Genomic DNA, 18,787 nt, shown 5'->3' with positions numbered 1-18,787 from the left:
CCAACACCAGCGCGCGACCGGTGGCAGATGCGGATATCGCACCCCCGGCTTGGCTGGACGGCAGGGGCGAGCAAACCCGCACGCCTTGCCCTGCTGACGCCGATCGGTCACCATGCCTCGGTGAGTCAGTACTTCCAAGTTGGCAACCTGATCCTGTGGAACCCGTCCCGCTGCGTGGCGGAGCTGTTCGTCCAGACCGGTGAGGCGGTGGCCAACTTGGTGGACATGACATCCGGGATCGGCCCGATGAACGCTGACGAGTACGAGATTGATATGGATGCCTTTGTCAGCTTTGTTGACGTGGCGGTCGAGAGGTACATGTCCTCCAACCACGCGGTTCTGCGGTCTCTGCTGGAGGGTTTCCTCGTCGCGGCGATTGTTCTCGTCGGCCGCGCTGGCCGCGTGGTGTCTGCGTTACACACACCTGCCGCACCGGAGGATCCGGAGCACCTGCAGGAAAAGTCAGATGCCCTGGCCTGCACTATGCCGCGCTGACGCCACGGCCGAACTCGTGTCGTGAACTGACTGCGGACCTTGTCAAATGCGCACTCGTCGCCCCGCAATCCGAACCCAATAACCCACAACCCAAACCCCGGACACCCATCAGCTCGATCGGATGCACTAAACCCGGCACGACCGCGTGCCGACCGTCGCCGCGCGTCCGTCACGCAGCGCGATGTTCGGTTCGCGGCATGTGCGGATGCCAGGTGTCCTCAGCCGTGGTGCATGCTTGTCATCGTGGCCGGACCTTCCGCCGCAGTTCTGCTGCCGAGCGAGTGGACTGCTGACGACGTCAGGGAGTTCCGGGTGTGGCTGTCGGAGTCGCTCAGCCCGGACGGAGATAGCTGGTGGGTGCTTCGGGAACCGCGCAAGCTCGACATGGCGGAGCCGTCGCCGAAAACCGGGCCGATGCTCATCGAACCCAATGCTTATGAACCCGACGACGCTGATGAGGAGGCCTGCTTGACGCGTGCGGCGGGCCTCCTTCCGATTACCCAGATCGTCCTAGCCGCAGCAGTCAACGGCAAGGATGACCACCGGCTTCTCGCCCAGCTCGCTGTGGCGATAGCCCGCCGATACGGCGGCCTCATAGATCTCGACGGCACGCTTCCGGTACCCCCACCGCCGGACGTCTCCGCTCTATCGGCCCTGAAGTCCGGCACTGGCCGCCGACGATGGGAGGAGCGTTCCAGGGCAACTATCGCCACGCTTCACGGACGGTGGCACGAGATTCCCTACCGGACGGCGTGGGACGAGGTTGCTGTGCGCCATATCGTCGATGCCGATCTCCTCGCCTCATGGCTGCAGCATCCGCTCTTCCAGATGGTGAAGTGACCAAGTCTTGCCGAACCGTCCGCACATCGGCCACGAGCGGACGCTGACCTGGCGCGCGGTCTGCGGCATGAGCGGATGCTCGTGTGTGGCATGAGCGACGATGTGCGGGCAGTGGCCTATTCGATCGCCGCTTTCAAGACCCAGGAGGTGGGTCGAGGACGGTCGGGGAGGTCAGTGCGCCCGGTGGACCACAGGAGCACCTGGACCGGATCGCCGGCCGGGGCGTGGGGAAAGAGCCGGGTCAGCACGGCGCTGCAGAGTGATCTCGGTGGATGCCAGTGGATGCCGAGCCCATTGGCGATGTCGTAGGTGTGCATCAGCGTTTCGTTCACGCCCAGTGCCGCGAAGCCGCTCGGGTCGGTCGGTCCCCAGTGCCAGGCTCGTACCGACGGGTCGGAGGCGGCCAACACGGTGCTCAATAACCTTCCCGCGCCGGTGACTGTTCGCAGCAGATCGCGGGGCGACGCGTCGTCGCGTACCACCAGGTCGAACGGGAGGTACGCGTGGTCGGGTCGGGCGGCGAGTTGCCCGGCGTACGCGAGAAGGTCGTGCGCGACATGGGCGGCTGTTTCCCAACAGCTCCAATCGAGCGCGCCGGCCGGGCGTCCCCAGTCCGCCGACTCGTGCGGTGTCAGCACCCGCACCATCTCGGCCACGGCTTGGTCGACATCACGGCTGTCCATCGGGCTCACAACCAGGAGCCTGCCAGATCCTGCGCCGCCCCGCCGCACCCCCAAACACCCCGCGCACCGGTACCGTCGGATGCCAGCGACCCCCCCGACGGCACCTTTCGTGACGAGCGGTTCGCGGCAGATCCGGATGTATGCACCCTCTGGTCCGGATGTATGCACCCTCTGGCTGGAGCGAGCTTGTCCTATCCCTGTGCTCCAATCCCCTTATGCATCTCGTCGTGTGCGGCGCACTCGTAAAGAACGGTGCGGTCCTGCTGGTGCACCGCAGCCCGACCCGCCGGGCATACCCGGATCTCTGGGATTTGCCCGGCGGGCACGTCGAAGCGGGTGAGGGGGAACTACCAGCCCTCGCGCGTGAGATGCACGAGGAGCTAGGGGTTCACGTTGTGGCGGAGTCCGCTTCACGGTTGGGCGACTGGCATGCCGGGAGTGGCGAGGACGCCGTTCAGGTGGCCGTCTGGCATATCGGAGGCTGGGTCGGCTCTCCCACCAACCGTGCGCCTGAGGAGCATGACGAGATCGCATGGGTCGGGATCAGCGAACTGGGGAGCCTTCCTCTCGTGTTCGGCGTCCTGCCAGCCTTGATTCGTTCCCTATCTGAACCTGACCGGCGTCCTGACGAAGCACGGACAACCCCATCGCCGAGTGGCCTGCAGATCCATCGCTGCACACACTTCCGTCCGGTTGGATCCCCTGCATCCGTCATCGGCACGTCCCGACGCCTCGCCCAGCGGCATCTGGCTACGCGCCGTGACGCACGGTCGGCGGCATGTCCGTGCGATCGGGTATCCGTACGGCACACTTATGCTGTGACCAAACCAGATCGCCTCGAGAAGATGCGCGACGCGGCGAGATCTCCGTCTTGGGAGGTCCGCGCGGCAGCCGGCCAGCATCTGGCGCTCCTGGCCGGCGATCTTCAGGCCGATCGAATCCTGGCCACCTTGCTGCTCGACGAGCACGACACGGCGGTGACCTATGAGACCTCGGCCGCCCTGCTTCGCCGGGGTGACGCCCACGCCTTCCGGCTCGTCCTAGTCGCGCTTGGGGAAGCCGACGGCGATCGCGCCGATGAGATCATGGGTGCGGTATTCCATGTCTATGGAGACGAAGCATCGCTGTGGGAGATGGCATGGCAGCGGTGCGAGGCGCTCGGAAACGATCCTGATGAACGCGTACGCCGCGGTGCCGCCTCGGTCCTTCCCTCATCGCGTCCCGATGCGGGCTCGTCCTGACGCGTCACCACTGGAAGTAGCTAAATCTCCCAAGGCGCGAGAATCCGGTGCCCGCTCATCGGCAAAGCGGTGATTGCCTCCGGCTATGTCCCGGAGGCCATGTAGGCGGCGAGGATGTAGTTGGGGTGGCGGTCGAGGTTCTTGCGGGCGCGGTCGTAGCGCATGGTGGTTCGGGGGTCGGCGTGGCGGGCGGCGATCTGCACGTCGCGGAGGCTGACGCCGGCGTCGAGCATGGTGGTGACGAAGGTGTGGCGCAGCATGTGGGGGTGCATTCTCGGCATCCGGATCCCTGCGGCCCGGGCGAGGTGCTTGAGCCTGCGGGTGGCGGCGTGCCGGTCCATCCGCCCACCATGGACGTTGCGCAGGATCGGCCCGCTGGTGCGTTCGTCGACGGCCCGGTCGATGGCTCGGGCGACTGCGGGTGGTAGCGGGACGAGGACGACCTTGCCTCCCTTGCCGCGCACGCGCAGTACCCGGTGGCCGTGTTCCTCACCGAGGTCGGCGATGTTCGACCCGCAGGCTTCGAAGATCCGTAGGCCGAGTAGGCCCAGGAGTGCGACCAGGGCGAAGTCGTTCGGGTTCGGGGACGTGCGGGCGGTGGTGATCAGGGCTTCGAACTGGAGGTGGCCCAGTCCGAGGGTCGGTGACTCCGCCGGCACGGTGGGTCGGCGGACGTAGTCGGCCGGCGAGTGTTCCAAGATGGCGTCGATGACGCAGACCCGGTAGAAGCCGACCACGACGGACAGCCGGCGGGAGACTGTCGAGGGCTGGTACCGGCGGACGTCTTGCAGCCAGCGCACGTACCGCTCGATATCGACCCGCGCCGCAGCGAGCGGGTCCAGGTCTTGGCTGGTACACCAGCGGAGGAAGACTCGCAGGTCGGACTCGGTATGAACGCGAGTCTGGCCACGGTAACGACCCAGGAAGGCAGACACCGCGACACGCACAACAAGCTGATCGACTGGTACGGAACGGGGAGCCGAAGCAGGAAAGATGTCATACATCACGGTGCGTCACCGCTCGGTGTGAACGCCAGTTCCAACCGGAGCGGCAGAGTCCGGACGTCACGCCCAGCGGGCCGTTACCTCGCACATTCGGCCTGGCATCCTGCCGAGGTGGAAGAGTGGACGTACAACGGAACGGCCTTCCAGATCAACTCGATGTACCTCCTGCCGGAGGACGCGTGGACCTACGAGCTGACAGGGTGGCACCGGACCTCCGGCGCGGTCGCCGTGGTGATCCCGGATACGACACCCGACGGCGAGCCGTTCACGCCGACGGACGCGACCCATGCCTACGTGGCCTTCACCGAAGGACCACTGCCCTGGCCGGTGTTGCTGCGCTTCATCCGCTTCGTCGAGGCATCCGGCGACATCATGTCCGACCCGCCGACCGCGACCACGACCGTCAGCGGTGACCTCTCGCAATCCTTGAACTCGTGGCGCTTCGAGAGCCAGGCTTTCGAGGTCACGTCCTACCACGATAGCCAGCACGACGGCCGGCGCTACGAGCTCTACGAGGCCAACCCGACAAACAACTCACACGGCTACATCGACGTACGCATCCCCGACCTCCAACCGGATCGCGGACCGTTCGTACCGGCCCCCGCAGGGCAGGTCACAGTTACCGGACACCGCAGCCCAACGTTCCCCTGGCCAGTCTTCCGACGCTTCCTCGACGCCATCCTCGCCAGCGGTGACATCCGCGACGATCAGGAAGGCTGATGGCCTGACCAGTCGGCGGCACGCCCGACCGGCGGCAGATGCGGAGGCTTTGAGCAGCGGGCTACGCCTTACTGATAGTGGCGCTACGGGGTTCTCGCTACAGTGCCCGTCACGGGGATGACCGAGACACCGACGGGGTGCGAATGACGTTGGCAGGAAGGGGTTCTCGGAAGATCACGGTGGATGGCGTGGCCTACCGCTGGTCGGTTCGGCGTAGACCCACTTACTGTCAAGCCCTCGGCTGGTCGCGGCTGAGCTTCGTTGTCGAGCGTGAGGAGCAGCCAGGCGCCCTGATGGTGGCATCGTTGCCTTGCGCTCATCCCGGCAACTGGCTCGGATTACCGAGCCAGCCGATGTTGCCGGGCACCGCGGCTCTCGGCGTCCGCCAGGCCCTGGCCGCCGGTTGGCTGCCCTTCCGCCGGGGGCCGGCCTTCGAGCTGCTCCTGCACGACTCGTCGTACGGTCGCTGACAGCTGCGCCGTCGGGTGCTCCGCGAGTCACGGCATGTGAGGACGTTCGACGTGGTGCCGGGTCCGCTACGGTTGGCCGATGCGGCGACTTACCGACGAGACGGTCTTGGCCGTCGGCAGGTTGACGTTGGCCGCGACCGAGTTGGAGTACCTGCTCGCGAGGATCGGTGCCGGTCAGGCCGGCGGCGACGGTGCCACGATCTTCGGTGCTCCGGGCGAGCCCTTGCGAGCGGCACGAGGTGTCGCTCAGCTCGCCCCGCTGGACCGCCGTGGAGAGTTCGTTGGGTTGGTCGAGGCTGCCGGGAACTACCTGGTGCAGGGCCGGTCGGCTGTGCGTGCGATGTGGTTCGAGAGCGGCGTTGTCGACGCCGATACCTTCGACGACATCTCCGGCCTTGTCCTGCGATGCCGGGACCGGTTGCAGGCGCTGCTTGACGATCTGGACCGCACGCCATCCGCCTTGCCCCAGTCTCGGTAGCAGCGGCGACCGCGCCTTGTCAGCGGCAGAAGAGGATGTCGCGTGACGGTAGTCTCAAATCGCTTCTATCGCCGCCCCTGGGACGAGACCCGAGGCGATGAGTTCGCCGACTGGGGCCATTCGGTCTGGTATTTCGAAGTCGGTGCTGACGGCTGGCCCCTTCGCCAGGTCGAGGTATACGACGCTGGCCGCGTCCTCCGTTACGGCCCCACCCACCAGGAGGACTGCTACGGAGGTCTCGGCGAAGCGAGCCTGTACGACTCTGGTGACGAGTGGAGCAACTTCGAGATCACGGAATCCGAGTTCGAGCGTGTGTGGGACTCGGACAGAGAGTGACGCCCCGCCGTTCATCAGCGCTCGGACTGCGGCTAACTACGCCTCTCGTCGACCGTACCAGGCCCGCCGGTGCACGGGCCTCAGCGGCTGCGAAGGGCGGCGGCGACATGACCGGCTACTGTCGATGTCGTGCTAGGCAGACATGACGCTGCGGTGGTCCGTGCCGCTCGTAACGGCGACCTGACTGCGGTACAGCGCCTGCTGGACAAGGACGTGCCGCTGCTGGGCGCATGCGGCCGGCTGGATGAGTTCGGTTTCAGCGTTATAGGCGACGCATCGCTGGTGCGCTGGCGACATAGTGAACAATCAGTCCCCGAAGTGGTCGTCGCGACAGAGCACACTGCGCTGGTGGCGCTTGCCTGTCATCCGCGTCGCTCACTGGTCGCGGTCGCGCCCGCCGGAGCCTCGGTGGAGCTTCGCCACGGCGACACCCTCACCGTCGTCGGCGTCATGCCCGAACTCGTCGGCGCGACTGCGCTGGATTTCAGTCCGGACGGCCGGTGGTTGGCCGCCGCTACGCCCGACGAACGTGTACTTGTCGCCGATGCGAGTACGGGGCAGATCACCGCTGAGGCCGACGCCGGCGAGCGGACGAACTGCGTGGTCTTCTCCCCGGACGGCACATTGCTGGCGACCGCCTGCTCGTTTCAGGGCGGTGCGTACGTCCGGCTCGACCGGGTCGACGACAGCGGTCGATTGGAGCACCACGCGGACATCGACCGTGCCGCTTACGACACCGCTTCCGAGCACTTCGTCGACACCATCTCCGGTCTTGCCTTCACCACGGCCGGCCGGCTGGCGATCTGGGAGACGTCGGCGATTCATCAAGACCGGCGCCCGGTTGGCTGGCGAGGAAATCTGGTAGTGGTCGACGTCTCCGATGGCCGGATGGTGTGGGAACGCTCGATCGACGCCGGCGTCACCGGAAAGGAGACATCGCTAGAAGTGGCCGGCTCGCCCATGGGCTACTTCACGACGCCCGTGTCGATAGCGGACCACAACGCTATTGCTGTGGGACTCGACGGTGCTGTCGTCGTGCTCAACGCAGAGGAGGGCGGTACCCGCATCGTGCTGCCCGCCTCCAGCAGCATCATCACGACGTGGGGAATTCCCGACACCAACGCACTCCTCGTCGCCGCTGATAGTGGACGCCCGCTCACCATGTCACGCTGAGCGTCGATGTTGTCACCCTCCAAGGTTGGCATCGAGGAGCAGCACACCAACGGCGGCATGAGCGCGCATTAGATCATCAGCGACAACGACTGAAACACACCACTCGGTGCGGTCGCAGGCGCTACGCTGCCGACTCACCCGATGCAGCTATCCACACGGGCGGCGAGCCATCGGAACTCGCCGTTCGTGCCGGTCTGCGTGGAGTAGTTGTGCCACTCCATCGGATAGGTGCCGGCCAGGGTTCGTTCGTTCGGAAGGTGGAAGTCGGGATCGGTGCCCCTCTGAGGGTGCCTGTCACCGTCCGGCCCGCGTGAATGCGGAACTGCGCGTCTCGTGTCGGTCGTCTCGCAGGTTCCGACCACAACGATCGGCTGTTCGTCAGCATGACGGCTAAGCCGGTCGCGGGATGACCATGTCGACGACAGAGTTTCTCGAGCCGACAGATGTCATTGATGAAGCCCAGCCGCGCCAAATCTGACGCAGCGTGGTCGCGAAGCTTGAACACCTCGCCTTCGGGCGACGTGCCTGACCACGGTGCGGTGAAGTACTTCAGCTCGATGGCGGTCCAGCCCTGGTCGGCGAAGGCGAGCACATCCAAGCGCTCGCCATTATCCTGTGGTACTTCAAGTCGAACGTTGACCGACGCGTCGAGCCGGTGAAGTGCCCACGCGAACCCGTGCTGGAAGTCGGCTTCGGAGTGGAACACGGGACGATCGTTCCGCAGGGCTGCCATAAGCTCGGTAAGGTCGACCGTTCCTGCCACCATCACCACGGTCCCATGATGCCGCAGCGGCGGCTGCTGCTCCATCACCCAACGGACAGCGGTTGACATCGGACGACCGGTTTCCGACGTTCCTCTGTGCCGAGCGATGAGCTCGCCACGGTTTGCTGCGCGTAGGCGATGTTCCCCGGTGGAAACTCGGCGTAGGCCGATCGCTGATCCGGACTCGGTCAGCTCGCCACTGCTTCGGCGCGCAGCCTCGCAGCAAGCGCGGCGAGGCATCCTCATGTCGGTCACGGCCGCTCACCCTACGTGTCCGCGCGGCGGGCAGGCCGGTCGCTGACTTCGCAGAACGTCCATGTCGCAGCGTGTCGCTCGAGTACGGGCAGCTCGCCCGGAGGCAGCTGTCGCGTGTAGGTAGGCTCCGGTGCCATGAGCGACGCCGGCAGCGAGCCACGACTGTTTGCCAACCGGTTCGCTGACGCCGTGGGACCGTCGGGGCACGTGCCGGATCGGGATCGCTGCCGGTGTGTCGGACATTCGACGGCGACCCGCCCGGCAACGGTGAGCTTTCACGGGGAGCGGCAGGACACCGACAGTCCTGGATGGCGACGTCTGCTGATGCTGATCGACGAGGCAGCGGCCGATGGTAGATCGGCCTTCAAACCGTTCGTGCAGATGAGCGCCGCCGAACGCCGGCAAGTCGTCACCCTGCCGCCGAGCATCGCCTGCCTGACCGAGGTCAAGCACCTGGTCCTGTACGGTACGAACCTGGTGCGACTACCGCCGGAGATCGGCGCGATGACCAGCCTGGAAGTGTTGGAGCCATATACCTCGCATCGACTTCACTGGTACCCGTACGAGCTGACCAGATGCGCCCAGTTGCGCGATAGCACGGTGAGCACCCGGGTGCTGTATGGGAACTTCAAGTTCCGGGCGCCGTTTCCGCAGCTGCGCCCGGTCACGACCGCGACGGAGGCCGAGTTCGACCGGCTCGATCCCGGAATGTGGGGCGCGGACGCCGTGCGCACGTGCAGCGTCTGCGGCGGACCGGTCGAGCGTGAACTGCACCAGGTATGGATTTCCTTGACGGTTGCCACCGACGTGCTGCCGCTGTTGGTCAACGCCTGCTCAGCGGCATGCGTGGCCGCACTGCCAGCACCCCGGGACGGCTACGTTCCGAGGCCACACGTCGGCGGCCCGAACCTCGTCCAGCCCACCACCCGCGTTTGGTAGCGCGAGCCTCCGACGCCCCAGCACTCGTGACCCTCGGTCGGTACACGCTGTACCTGCGACACGACCTACTCGCGGCAGTTTGAGAGGATGCCCGCCGCCCATGGTCAGGCCGCTGCCACTCAGCCGACAATCGGCATGCGAACGGTAGCAGGGCGTAAAGCTCGGATATGACACTTCGGGGCGCTTCGGAGCCCGCTCACGTCAAGCCGTAAAGCCGGTTCAGGTCCAGAAGATGGTGTCCGGCAACCGAGCGACCAGGCACGTCAAGCACCAAGACCAGGAACACGTTGGGTGTCTCGCACTCCACAAGCACGTGCTGGAAAGCGGTCCCGCACATGTTCCAGGCGTAGGACACCCGCCCTTCCGAAAAGTCATGCTCGTCGAAGTCCTCCGCGGGAATCGCCTCGAAGTACTTCCAGAAGTCGAACGGCGGTTCCTCGTCCAGGCCGACGCGCTCCTTCTCCGGCACGGTGGTAGCTTCGAACTCGTCGTCGGTAAGTCTGCGCATCTCATCAGAATGGCAGCCGCCTTCGTCCACTCGCGTCCGCCCTCGTCTGCATACCAGGACGGGCGCCCTCGGCTCCCTCTCATCGGCAGATCCGCGCGCTGGGTAAACGGCTGGGCTTAGCAACAGCATCACGCAACGTCACCGACTCGAATCGCCACCAGACCAGGCGGCGTGTCGCCGGACGTAGACCGAAACTCAGCGCCGGTGTGCACTCGCAGCCGTACCTACCTCTGCGCTCGGACCTGTACGCCGACACCACCCGGCCCAGGTCAGCCGGTCCCTCGACCTGGCCGGGTTCCCCACCGGCCTGGCCCGCATCCGCCCCGACCAACTATCTGGCGGGCAAAGGCAACAGGCCGCGATCGCCGACACTCTCGTCGTGAGCCGGGCTGCTGATCGCCGACGAGGCGACATCCATGCTGGACGTCTCCACCCGGGCCGGCGTCGCCATCACCCCGCGCCCCTCGCCGACAGGGCATCGGCCTGGCTGTTCTGTTCATCACCCATGACCTCGGCGAAGCCGTGCAGAGCTGCGACCAGATCCTCGTGCTACATCGTAGAGCGGTCCAAGCCGGACGGCCCGACGAGGTCGTCGCAACTCCGGACCTCGGCGATCCATCGGATCTGGTAGCTGCCACTCGCCGACACCTCCGACCTCATCGTCAGACCGCGACACCGAACGGCAGTGATCACGGCCCGCAGCCCGACAGGACGGCATCGAACAGGTACTCCACGGCTACCCAGGCCCGTTGCCACACCAGCACAGATTCGATGTGGTGCGGTGCCTCGCTGACGGTCTCGGACCCGGCAAGACTTCGACGAGCCGGACGGGTCAACGGGCCGACGTAGCCACTACCACCAGGCACATCGCTCCGGGAAGAAGGACGGTTTACGGCTGCCCCGACCATGCTCCGACCGCTGGAGCAGACCACTCCAGGAGGCCCAACAGCCTCCACGTCGTGAGACGATGTGATACGCGAAGCCAGCGACATTCACAAGTATCGCTTGAAAATGCCGCTGACCTGCGATTACGGGTGGAGCCGAGGGGACTCGAACCCCTGACCCCCACACTGCCAGTGTGGTGCGCTACCAGCTGCGCCACGGCCCCCGGTCGGCCCGGATCTCCCGGGCACCCGGCAATACTACACACGCCGCCCCGCGCGGTCATCTCGCGGGGTCGGCCGCCCGGGTCGCGGGGTCAGTTCATCGAGACGTCGGCCGGGAAGTGGGCCACCGCAGCCATCATGCCGCGCTGGCGGCGCAGCACCATCGGCCACAGGTCGTCCGGGCGGGCCATGAACGGATCGTCCGGCAGACCCTCCAGCACGAACCAGGAGCCGGCGTTGATCTCCTCCTCCAGCTGCCCGGCCGACCAGCCCGAGTAGCCGGCGAAGACCCGGATCCCGGAGATCGACTCGGCGAGCGGCCCCGGGTCGGTCGACAGGTCGACGGTGCCGAGCGGGCCGGCGATGCGGTGGAAACCCTTCACCCGGCCGGTCTGGGTGCGGGTACGGGCCAGGCAGATCGCCGACTCGGGCTGCACCGGGCCGCCCTCGAACAGCACCGACGGCTCCCGGGCGAGACTGCTCCAGCCACCCAGCACCTCGGCGACCGGCACCTCGGTGGCCCGGTTCAGCACCACCCCGAGCGCTCCTCCGGCCTCGTGGGCGACCAGCAGCACGACCGTACGGTCGAAGTTGGGATCCTTGAGCGTGGGCGTCGCGACCAGCAGTTGGCCGGTCATCGACGCCATCGACCGTCCCCCGATCCGCTGACCTTCACCGTGCACCTCGACCTCCCGTACCTGCCCACGCGGCACAGTCACGACCCCCACGGTCCGCGCGGACAGCGCGGCGCCGATCCGCCACGGGTGCAGTGAAAGCCATGCCTGGCACCATAGCTTGCTCGACAGCGCCCGGTTAAGGTCTAACCGCGCGGGCGTGGCACGGGCGTTTCCGGCCACCCTGCCCGAAACCGGGAGGGACCTGATGCAGGCGCAGGCAGAGCTGGCGGTGATCGGCGGATCCGGGCTGTACGCGTTGCTGGACAACGCGACGGAGCACCGGGTGCCGACGCCGTACGGTGAACCGTCCGATTCGATCACCGTCGCCGACGTCGGCGGACGGCGGGTCGCGTTCCTGCCCCGACACGGCCGGGACCACCGGCATCCGCCGCACCGGATCCCGTACCAGGCCAACCTGTGGGCGTTGCGCTCGCTCGGCGTACGCCAGGTGCTGGCGCCGTGCGCGGTCGGCGGGCTGCGCCCGGAGCTCGGCCCGGGCACCTTCGTCGTGCCCGATCAGCTGATCGACCGGACCAGCGGACGGGTGCAGACCTTCTACGACCAGGGTGCGGTGCACGTCAGCTTCGCCGACCCGTACTGCCCCACTGGGCGGTCGGTGCTGCTGCGGGTCGGCGCCGAGCAGGGCCTGCAGCCACGCGACGGCGGTGCGGTGGTGGTGGTCGAGGGGCCACGGTTCTCCACCCGGGCGGAGTCCAGGTGGTTCACCGCGATCGGCGGCGCGGTGGTCAACATGACCGGCCACCCGGAGGCCGTTCTCGCCCGGGAACTGGCGCTGTGCTACACGTCGATCGCCCTGGTGACCGATCTGGACGCGGGTGTCGAGGGTGGGCACGCGGTGACCCAGGAAGAGGTGTTCCGGGTGTTCGGCGAGAACACCGCCCGGCTGCGCACGCTGCTGCTGGCCGCGCTGGAGACCTGGCCGATGGATCGGGACTGCCCGTGCCCGCGGTCACTCGACGGCATCACCCTGCCCCTCGAGCTGCCCTGACGGTGCCAGCACCACCACGGCGGCGCTGATCCCGGCGACGTCGAGGCACATCCGGATCCGGTTGCCGGTCGCCGCGTCACCGGCCAGGATCACCGCCTCCCCGGCGGGAAGGTTCCAGGCTTCGGCCGGTTGGCGCTGCCCGGGCAGGCCCCGGTCGAGCAGTTGGGACATGGTCACAGCGGTGTCGTCCGGTTCCTGGCCCGGGCCGTACGGCTGTGGCATGGCTCAGCCGACCGCGACGACGTGCAGTGGGCGACCGGTGAGCGCGTCGAGCACTGTACGGGCACCGAGCGCCTCGTCGAGGGTCACGGTGACCGGATGGAACAGCAGTTGGTCGGTGCACTCCTGCGCGGTGCGGGTCACGCCGCCGGCGACCACTACGGCGTCCGCGTACTCCTGCACGAACGGGGTGATGTCGCTGTCGCAGGCGCCGACGCCGAGCCGGTACGCCAGGTCGGTCCCGTCGACGCCGGTAAGGTTCTGCGCGGTGACGAACGTGGTCATCCCGGCCGGCTCGGGCACCTGCGGTTCTGGGGCCGGTACGGCGGCCGATTCGTCGACGGCGACCCGGGCGACCGGACCGTCGAGCTCGGCGACGTCGAACAGCCAGGCGGGCACCTGCGCCGTGCCCCGGCTGGTCAGCAGATCGACGGTGCCGAGCGTGGCGGCGGTGACGGTCAGCGCCTGGCAGCCGAGCTCACCGGAGTTGGTGACACTGTCGTCCGGGCCGGGGGCGGCGCTGCCGGCCAGGTCGGTGGCGCTGCCGGTGGGGCCGGGCCGGGCCGCCTCGCACTGCGGCGGGTCGCCCTGGCGTAGCTCGGCGTACGCGTCGGCGGCGCTGACCAGCGGTACGCTCAGCGTCCCGTCGGGGAAGTCGACGGTGCCGTCGGCGGGTGTCTCGGTCGGCACGGTCAGCTCGGCCCGATACCACCCGGCGAGGAACGCCTGCTCGGTCTCCGGGGTGAACCCGGGCTCGGCGGGAAGGACGGTACGGCTCTGCAGGGGTGCGTAGCCGGCCAGCCACTCCTGCCGCCCGCTGGCGGTGCGCCACGCCTCGGCGACCTCGTCGGCGCGCTGCTGGAAGCTCTCCCAGCGTTCGTCGGCGGACCCGCCTGGCCCGCCGGGTCCGGTCCCGTCGGTCCGCGCGCAACCTGCGATCAGGATCAGTGATATGCCCAACAGGGCGGTGAAACGGCGCATGTCGGGTCAGACGCACCAGGTTGGCAGCGGGTTCCCGGACCAACTAGGCGATCGACTACACATAGTGAAGCCGACCGTACAACGCAGCCGGCCCACCGCCTGGTGGCGGTGGGCCGGCTGTCGTCCGTGGAGGTGCCGGGAATCGAACCCGGGTCCTTCGGCGTCTTGCCAGGGCTTCTCCGAGCGCAGCTCGCTGTGCCTCTACTCGGCCCCATCGATCACGCGAGCGAGTCGATGTGACGGGCCCAGTCGCGTTTGATCTCGCCGCACGAACCCCGCGACCGGGTTCGCTAGGCCAGCCCTCTCACTGATGCCGGTTACTGGGCCGAAGGCAGTCCCAGACCGACAGACTTGCTACTCGCCTCAGGCGGCGAGAGCGAAGTCAGCGCGCTTAGAGTTGGCGCTTATTGGTTTCCGACGACCGATTCACGAGACGACGTCGGCTTCCTCGGCTCGCTTCCCCTGCCGCAACGTACGAAGTCGAAACCAGTCACCCCCTGGTGTGCGGCGCGGCTCGGAGGTGGTCCGCGTCCGTACCGATCCTAACGCCTCCGGCCCCGGGCTTCATCCCGGTTACGGCCAGAAGGCTTGAGCCGGCTACGGGCAGAAGGTGCTACCCGGTCAGCCCATCCCCTTGCCGCGCCGGCCCACTGCCCGCTGGATCTCCCGGTCGGCGTCCCGCTTGGCCAGGTCCTGTCGCTTGTCGTAGGACTTCTTGCCGCGCGCGAGTGCCAGCTCGACCTTGGCCCAGCCGTCGGAGAAGTACACCGAGAGCGGGACCAGGGTCAGACCGCCCTCCCGCAGCTTGCCGAGCAGCCGGTCGATCTCGGTGCGGTGCAGCAGCAGCTTGCGGGTCCGGCGGGGCTCGTGATTGGTCCAGGTGCCCTGGTCGTACTCCGGGATGTGCATGCCGTACAGGAAGATCTCGCCCTGCCGTTCCTGGGCGAAGGCGTCCACCAGCGAGGCCCGGCCGGACCGCAGCGACTTGACCTCGGTGCCGGTCAGCGCCATGCCGGCCTCGTACACGTCGCTGATGGCGTAGTCGTGCCGGGCCTTGCGGTTCGAAGCGACGACTTTGCGCCCTTTCTCCCGCGGCATGGCTGCCTCCTCTCCGGACCCAGGCGCTGCTGCGCAGACGCGGCGCCGACGGACAACCGCGCCATGTTACCCCGCGACGACGCGCCGGCCGGTACCGGTTTTCCCGGTACCGGCCGGCGCGCGGCGGCAGATCGAGTCGATCGGGTCGAGCGTCAGACCCGCAGGTAGAAGCGCAGCGTCACCCAGGCGGTGATCGCGCTGACCAGGCCACCGACGCCGGCCATCACCGGGAACATCAGCAGTACGCTGCTCCACTCGATCGGGGTCAGCAGTTCGGTGAGGTCGCGCAGCGAGCCGTCGAGCAGGAACATCTTGCCCAGCACCAGGGCGCCGAAGCCCAGCAGCGAGCCGAACAGGCCGGCGACGACGGCTTCGAGTACGAACGGGGCCTGGATGAACCAGTTTGAGGCGCCGACCAGCCGCATCACGGCGACCTCGCGCCGCTTGCTGTACGCCGCGACCTGGATCGTGTTGCCGACCAGCAGCAGAGCCGCCACCGCCATGATCGATGCGGCGATCAGCGCCATGCTCTGCACCGAGCCGAGGATGTTGAAGATCTTGTCGAGCAGCCTGCGCTGGTCAACGATCTCGTCGATGCCCTCGGTGCCGTTGTACTTGTCGAAGATCGCCTGGTATTCCTCCGGATCGACCAGCTTGATCCGGAACGATTCGGGCAGTTGGTCCGGCTCGACCGCATTGACCAGGTCCGGGGCGTCGGCGTAGAGCGTCTGGAAGCGGTTGTACGCTTCATCCTTGGACTCGTACGTGACGTTAAAGATCAACGGGTCGGCGTCGAGCGAGCTCTGCAGGCTGTCGCGTTGCTCGTCAGAGACGTCGGACACCAGGAAGATCGAGACCTCGATCTGATCGTAGTAGAAGTCCTTCATCGAGTTGACCTGCAGGTACATCAGGCCACTCGCGCCCAGCATGGTGAGCGACACCGCCATGGTGATGATCATGGCGACGGTCATCGTCACGTTGCGCCACAGCCCGACCATCACCTCGGACAGGACGTATTTCGCGCGCATCGGGTTCCTCTTCCGGATCTGCCGCTGGATGGTGGTACCAGGCCGCCACGTGCCGGTGCCGGCCGACACAGGCCCCGGTGGAGCCGTGGTGGCTGGTTAGCCGTAGACGCCGCGAGCCTGGTCGCGGACGATCCGGCCGGCCTCGATCTCGATGACCCGCCGCCGCATCTGGTTGACGATGTTCGAGTCGTGGGTGACCATCACGACCGTGGTACCGGTGCGGTTGATCCGGTCCAGCAGCCGCATGATCTCGATCGAGGTGTCCGGATCGAGGTTTCCGGTCGGCTCGTCGGCGAGCAGCACCAGCGGCCGGTTGACGAACGCCCGGGCCACCGCGACGCGCTGCTGCTCACCACCGGAAAGTTCGTGCGGGTAGCGGTGCTCCTTGCCGCCCAGGCCGACCAGCTCCAGCACCTCCGGGACGACCCGCCGGGCGACCGCCTTGGTCTTGCCGATCACCTCGAGGGCGAAGGCGACGTTCTCGTAGGCGGTGCGGTTGGGCAGCAGCCGGAAGTCCTGGAACACGCAACCGATGGAGCGCCGGAAGTTGGGGATCTTCCAGGAGCGCATGGTCGTGACGTCCTTGCTGTTGACGATGACCTTGCCCTGGTTGGGGGTCACCTCGTGCAGCAGCAGCTTGATGATCGTGGACTTGCCGGAGCCGGACGGACCGATGAAGAAGACGAACTCGCCCTTCTCGATCGCAACCGACACGTTGTCCAGCGAGGGCCGGGACGCCTTCGGGTACGTCTTCGTCACTTGCTCGAGCGCAATCACGGGTGGTGAGTCTACGCGGTGTAACGGCTACGCCAAGTCCAGCCTGATGGTGGATGTCTCCTATGTCGGTAATGCGCGAGGTTTCGTACCAGCAAATCCCCGCGAAACCCAGGAAATCAGCCGTCTGGACCGAACCGACACCACCCGAAATGATGGGCTCAGTCACAGGCCGTACATGAGACTTGGATACGAATAGTAGTTGGGCAACTGCCGCCAGTATCAGTCCTCGGCGAGTTCCTGTTGCTTGCGCCAGCGGATGCCAGCCTCGATGAAGGCGTCCAGGTCGCCGTCGAGCACCGCGGTGGGGTTGCCGGTCTCCTGCTCGGTCCGCAGATCCTTCACCATCTGGTACGGATGCAGCACGTACGACCGCATCTGGTCGCCCCACGAGCCGGCGGCGTCGGTCTTGAGCCCGGCCATCTTGGCCTGCTCCTCCTGCCGCTTGCGCTCCAGCAGCCGGGCCTGCAGCACGCGCAGCGCGGCCGCCTTGTTCTGCAGCTGGGACTTCTCGTTCTGGCAGGTGACCACGATGCCGGTGGGGATATGGGTGAGCCGTACGGCCGAGTCGGTGGTGTTCACACTCTGCCCGCCCGGCCCCGAGGACCGGTAGACGTCCACCCGGATCTCGTTTTCCGGGATGTCGATGTGATCGGTCTGCTCGACCACCGGCAGCACCTCGACGCCGGCGAAGCTGGTCTGCCGCCGACCCTGGTTGTCGAATGGGCTGATCCGCACCAAACGGTGCGTTCCGGACTCAACGCTGAGGGTGCCGAACGCGTACGGCGCCTTGACCGTGAAGGTGGCCGACTTGAGACCGGCCTCCTCCGCGTACGACGTCTCGTAGACCTCGGTGGGGTAGCCGTGCCGCTCCGCCCACCGCAGGTACATGCGCAGTAGCATCTCGGCGAAGTCGGCGGCGTCGACACCGCCGGCCCCGGCCCGGATCGCCACCAGCGCCTCCCGGGAGTCGTACTCCCCGGAGAGCAGCGTGCGCACCTCCAACTCCTCGATCGCCTTGTGCAACCCGGCCAGCTCGGTGCCGACTTCAGCAACCGTGCCGGCGTCCTCCTCCGCCTGCGCCATCTCCAGCAGCAAGGCCGCGTCGTCCAGCCGGGTGCGCAACGACTCCAGCTTGGCGATCTCCGCGTTCGCGTACGACAGCCGGGAGGTGACCTGCTGTGCCCTCGCCTGGTCGTTCCAGAGGTCGGGGGCAGAGGCAGCCTCCTCCAGCTCCGCCCGGTCGCGGCGCAGTCGATCAATGTCGATGACCGCCTCGATCCGGCGAAGCGTGGCGTCAAGATCTTTTAGCTGGTCGGCATAGTCGGCAGTGGTCACAACCGACAACAATACGTCGTGACCACCGACGACCGCCGCCGGTGGTCAGCCCACCGGTGCGGTCTTCAGCCAGGAGAGTGCGGCCTTGTGGTAGGCGACGGCGAACTCGAGCGCGGCGGCCCCGAAGGTGTCGCCGTTCTTCTTCGCCTCGCGGGCCTGCTCGCGGGCCGCGGCCAGCGCTTCGGTGTGGTGCTCGCTCGCGTCCGCGTAGACCGTCTTCAACTGGTCGGCCGTGTGGTGCTCACCGAACGCCACCCGCAACGCGATCGGGTTGCGCACCGAGTCGCGACCCGGGGCGTCGGCCAACCACTTGAGAAACGCCCGCTTGCCGGCTGCGGTGATCGCGTACGGCTGGCTCGACCGCGGCCCGGGCTTGCCGAGCCGGACCAGGCCCTGCTCGGCAAGCACCGGTAGCTCCCGGTACACCTGGCTTCTGGTCATCGACCAGTAAGCGCCAAGTCGACGGTCAGCTTCAGCCATCAGCTGCCCGCCTGTCATGGGTCCTTCATGGAGCAGTCCGAGAAGGGCTGCCGCCGTGGGATTGATTCGTACATCCGCCATGCCCTCTACGCTGCCACTTTGTCGCCTCTACGTCCAGGATTTGGCGCGATCCGCGACCAACCGTGTTCTAAAGTGCACTGTCTGTGGACGA

21 protein-coding genes, 1 tRNA gene, 1 other RNA gene and 1 pseudogene are annotated in these 18,787 nt (G+C 67.1%); 10 read left to right on the top strand and 14 right to left on the bottom strand.

Annotation, left to right across the window (positions count from 1 at the left end; genetic code table 11):
• The first annotated feature begins 120 nt into the window (after positions 1–120).
• Both ACFHWS_RS01745 and ACFHWS_RS01740 read left to right on the top strand, forming a co-directional pair.
• Positions 121–495 (top strand): DUF6086 family protein, encoded by a 375-nt coding sequence (locus ACFHWS_RS01745; protein WP_416567482.1) that lies wholly within the window; start codon positions 121–123, stop codon positions 493–495.
• Between the two features lie 231 nt (positions 496–726).
• Positions 727–1,335 carry a DUF6368 family protein gene (locus ACFHWS_RS01740; RefSeq protein WP_416567481.1) on the top strand — a complete coding sequence of 203 codons (609 nt, stop codon included), beginning with the start codon at positions 727–729 and terminating at the stop codon, positions 1,333–1,335.
• Between the two features lie 116 nt (positions 1,336–1,451).
• Here ACFHWS_RS01740 and ACFHWS_RS01735 read toward each other — a convergent pair whose 3' ends face one another.
• Complete coding sequence (locus ACFHWS_RS01735) at positions 1,452–2,018, bottom strand: maleylpyruvate isomerase N-terminal domain-containing protein (RefSeq protein ID WP_416567505.1); 567 nt, start codon at positions 2,016–2,018, stop codon at positions 1,452–1,454.
• 140 nt (positions 2,019–2,158) lie between these two features.
• Here ACFHWS_RS01735 and ACFHWS_RS01730 point away from each other — a divergent pair.
• Both ACFHWS_RS01730 and ACFHWS_RS01725 read left to right on the top strand, forming a co-directional pair.
• Positions 2,159–2,560, top strand: a pseudogene (locus tag ACFHWS_RS01730) (NUDIX domain-containing protein); the annotation flags it as partial.
• Between the two features lie 276 nt (positions 2,561–2,836).
• Positions 2,837–3,259 (top strand): hypothetical protein, encoded by a 423-nt coding sequence (locus ACFHWS_RS01725; RefSeq protein ID WP_416567508.1) that lies wholly within the window; start codon positions 2,837–2,839, stop codon positions 3,257–3,259.
• A gap of 83 nt (positions 3,260–3,342) precedes the next feature.
• Here the strand turns inward: ACFHWS_RS01725 and ACFHWS_RS01720 are convergent, their stop codons facing one another.
• Positions 3,343–4,059: a tyrosine-type recombinase/integrase gene (locus tag ACFHWS_RS01720; RefSeq protein ID WP_416567480.1), complete on the bottom strand. Its 717-nt coding sequence runs from the start codon at positions 4,057–4,059 to the stop codon at positions 3,343–3,345.
• Positions 4,060–4,149: 90 nt separating this feature from the next.
• Here ACFHWS_RS01720 and ACFHWS_RS01715 point away from each other — a divergent pair, with 90 nt between their 5' ends.
• From ACFHWS_RS01715 to ACFHWS_RS01700, 4 genes are all read left to right on the top strand, one after another.
• Positions 4,150–4,983, top strand: a complete 834-nt coding sequence (locus tag ACFHWS_RS01715; RefSeq protein WP_416567479.1) for a hypothetical protein — start codon at positions 4,150–4,152, stop codon at positions 4,981–4,983.
• Between the two features lie 549 nt (positions 4,984–5,532).
• The gene (locus ACFHWS_RS01710) at positions 5,533–5,931 is read left to right on the top strand and encodes a hypothetical protein (protein WP_416567478.1); all 399 of its coding nucleotides are present in this window, start codon (positions 5,533–5,535) and stop codon (positions 5,929–5,931) included.
• Between the two features lie 42 nt (positions 5,932–5,973).
• Positions 5,974–6,267 (top strand): hypothetical protein, encoded by a 294-nt coding sequence (locus tag ACFHWS_RS01705; protein WP_416567477.1) that lies wholly within the window; start codon positions 5,974–5,976, stop codon positions 6,265–6,267.
• Positions 6,268–6,420: 153 nt separating this feature from the next.
• Positions 6,421–7,440 (top strand): PQQ-binding-like beta-propeller repeat protein, encoded by a 1,020-nt coding sequence (locus tag ACFHWS_RS01700; protein WP_416567476.1) that lies wholly within the window; start codon positions 6,421–6,423, stop codon positions 7,438–7,440.
• Between the two features lie 121 nt (positions 7,441–7,561).
• Here ACFHWS_RS01700 and ACFHWS_RS01695 read toward each other — a convergent pair whose 3' ends face one another.
• Positions 7,562–8,248 (bottom strand): hypothetical protein, encoded by a 687-nt coding sequence (locus ACFHWS_RS01695; RefSeq protein ID WP_416567475.1) that lies wholly within the window; start codon positions 8,246–8,248, stop codon positions 7,562–7,564.
• 591 nt (positions 8,249–8,839) lie between these two features.
• On the opposite strand from ACFHWS_RS01695, the gene ACFHWS_RS01690 reads away from it, so the two are divergent.
• Positions 8,840–9,397 (top strand): hypothetical protein, encoded by a 558-nt coding sequence (locus ACFHWS_RS01690; protein ID WP_416567474.1) that lies wholly within the window; start codon positions 8,840–8,842, stop codon positions 9,395–9,397.
• Positions 9,398–9,593: 196 nt separating this feature from the next.
• On the opposite strand, the gene ACFHWS_RS01685 is transcribed toward ACFHWS_RS01690, so the two are convergent.
• The 3 genes from ACFHWS_RS01685 to ACFHWS_RS01675 form a co-directional block, all read right to left on the bottom strand.
• On the bottom strand, positions 9,594–9,905 hold the full coding sequence (locus tag ACFHWS_RS01685; RefSeq protein ID WP_416567473.1) for a hypothetical protein: 312 nt from the start codon (positions 9,903–9,905) through the stop codon (positions 9,594–9,596).
• A gap of 1,035 nt (positions 9,906–10,940) precedes the next feature.
• A tRNA-Ala gene (locus ACFHWS_RS01680) sits at positions 10,941–11,013 on the bottom strand.
• Positions 11,014–11,103: 90 nt separating this feature from the next.
• On the bottom strand, positions 11,104–11,658 hold the full coding sequence (locus ACFHWS_RS01675) for a YqgE/AlgH family protein (RefSeq protein ID WP_123605053.1): 555 nt from the start codon (positions 11,656–11,658) through the stop codon (positions 11,104–11,106).
• Between the two features lie 235 nt (positions 11,659–11,893).
• Here ACFHWS_RS01675 and ACFHWS_RS01670 point away from each other — a divergent pair, with 235 nt between their 5' ends.
• Positions 11,894–12,697, top strand: a complete 804-nt coding sequence (locus ACFHWS_RS01670) for an S-methyl-5'-thioadenosine phosphorylase (RefSeq protein ID WP_416567472.1) — start codon at positions 11,894–11,896, stop codon at positions 12,695–12,697.
• On the opposite strand, the gene ACFHWS_RS01665 is transcribed toward ACFHWS_RS01670, so the two are convergent.
• The 8 genes from ACFHWS_RS01665 to ACFHWS_RS01630 all read right to left on the bottom strand — a co-directional run bounded on the left by ACFHWS_RS01665 (position 12,659) and on the right by ACFHWS_RS01630 (position 18,696).
• Positions 12,659–12,919, bottom strand: a complete 261-nt coding sequence (locus ACFHWS_RS01665) for a hypothetical protein (RefSeq protein ID WP_416567471.1) — start codon at positions 12,917–12,919, stop codon at positions 12,659–12,661. The genes ACFHWS_RS01670 and ACFHWS_RS01665 overlap by 39 nt on opposite strands.
• A 3-nt stretch (positions 12,920–12,922) precedes the next feature.
• Positions 12,923–13,897, bottom strand: coding sequence for a hypothetical protein (locus ACFHWS_RS01660; RefSeq protein ID WP_416567470.1), 975 nt, complete (start codon positions 13,895–13,897; stop codon positions 12,923–12,925).
• A gap of 124 nt (positions 13,898–14,021) precedes the next feature.
• Positions 14,022–14,395, bottom strand: a transfer-messenger RNA (tmRNA) gene (ssrA, locus tag ACFHWS_RS01655).
• Positions 14,396–14,518: 123 nt separating this feature from the next.
• Complete coding sequence (gene smpB, locus ACFHWS_RS01650) at positions 14,519–14,995, bottom strand: SsrA-binding protein SmpB (protein WP_416556104.1); 477 nt, start codon at positions 14,993–14,995, stop codon at positions 14,519–14,521.
• A 152-nt stretch (positions 14,996–15,147) separates the two neighbouring features.
• On the bottom strand, positions 15,148–16,023 hold the full coding sequence (gene ftsX, locus ACFHWS_RS01645) for a permease-like cell division protein FtsX (RefSeq protein WP_416556103.1): 876 nt from the start codon (positions 16,021–16,023) through the stop codon (positions 15,148–15,150).
• A 96-nt stretch (positions 16,024–16,119) separates the two neighbouring features.
• Positions 16,120–16,800: a cell division ATP-binding protein FtsE gene (gene ftsE / locus ACFHWS_RS01640; protein WP_123603706.1), complete on the bottom strand. Its 681-nt coding sequence runs from the start codon at positions 16,798–16,800 to the stop codon at positions 16,120–16,122.
• Between the two features lie 219 nt (positions 16,801–17,019).
• Positions 17,020–18,135 carry a peptide chain release factor 2 gene (prfB, locus tag ACFHWS_RS01635; RefSeq protein ID WP_282233698.1) on the bottom strand — a complete coding sequence of 372 codons (1,116 nt, stop codon included), beginning with the start codon at positions 18,133–18,135 and terminating at the stop codon, positions 17,020–17,022.
• Positions 18,136–18,180: 45 nt separating this feature from the next.
• Positions 18,181–18,696 carry a PadR family transcriptional regulator gene (locus ACFHWS_RS01630; RefSeq protein ID WP_123603708.1) on the bottom strand — a complete coding sequence of 172 codons (516 nt, stop codon included), beginning with the start codon at positions 18,694–18,696 and terminating at the stop codon, positions 18,181–18,183.
• Positions 18,697–18,787: the final 91 nt, after the last annotated feature.

Origin of the sequence: Micromonospora sp. LOL_013 (assembly GCF_048060315.1) — a bacterium.
GTDB lineage: Bacteria > Actinomycetota > Actinomycetes > Mycobacteriales > Micromonosporaceae > Micromonospora_E.
The sequence above is the reverse complement of the archived record's forward strand: the minus strand, read 5'-3'. Positions and strand labels throughout refer to the sequence as shown.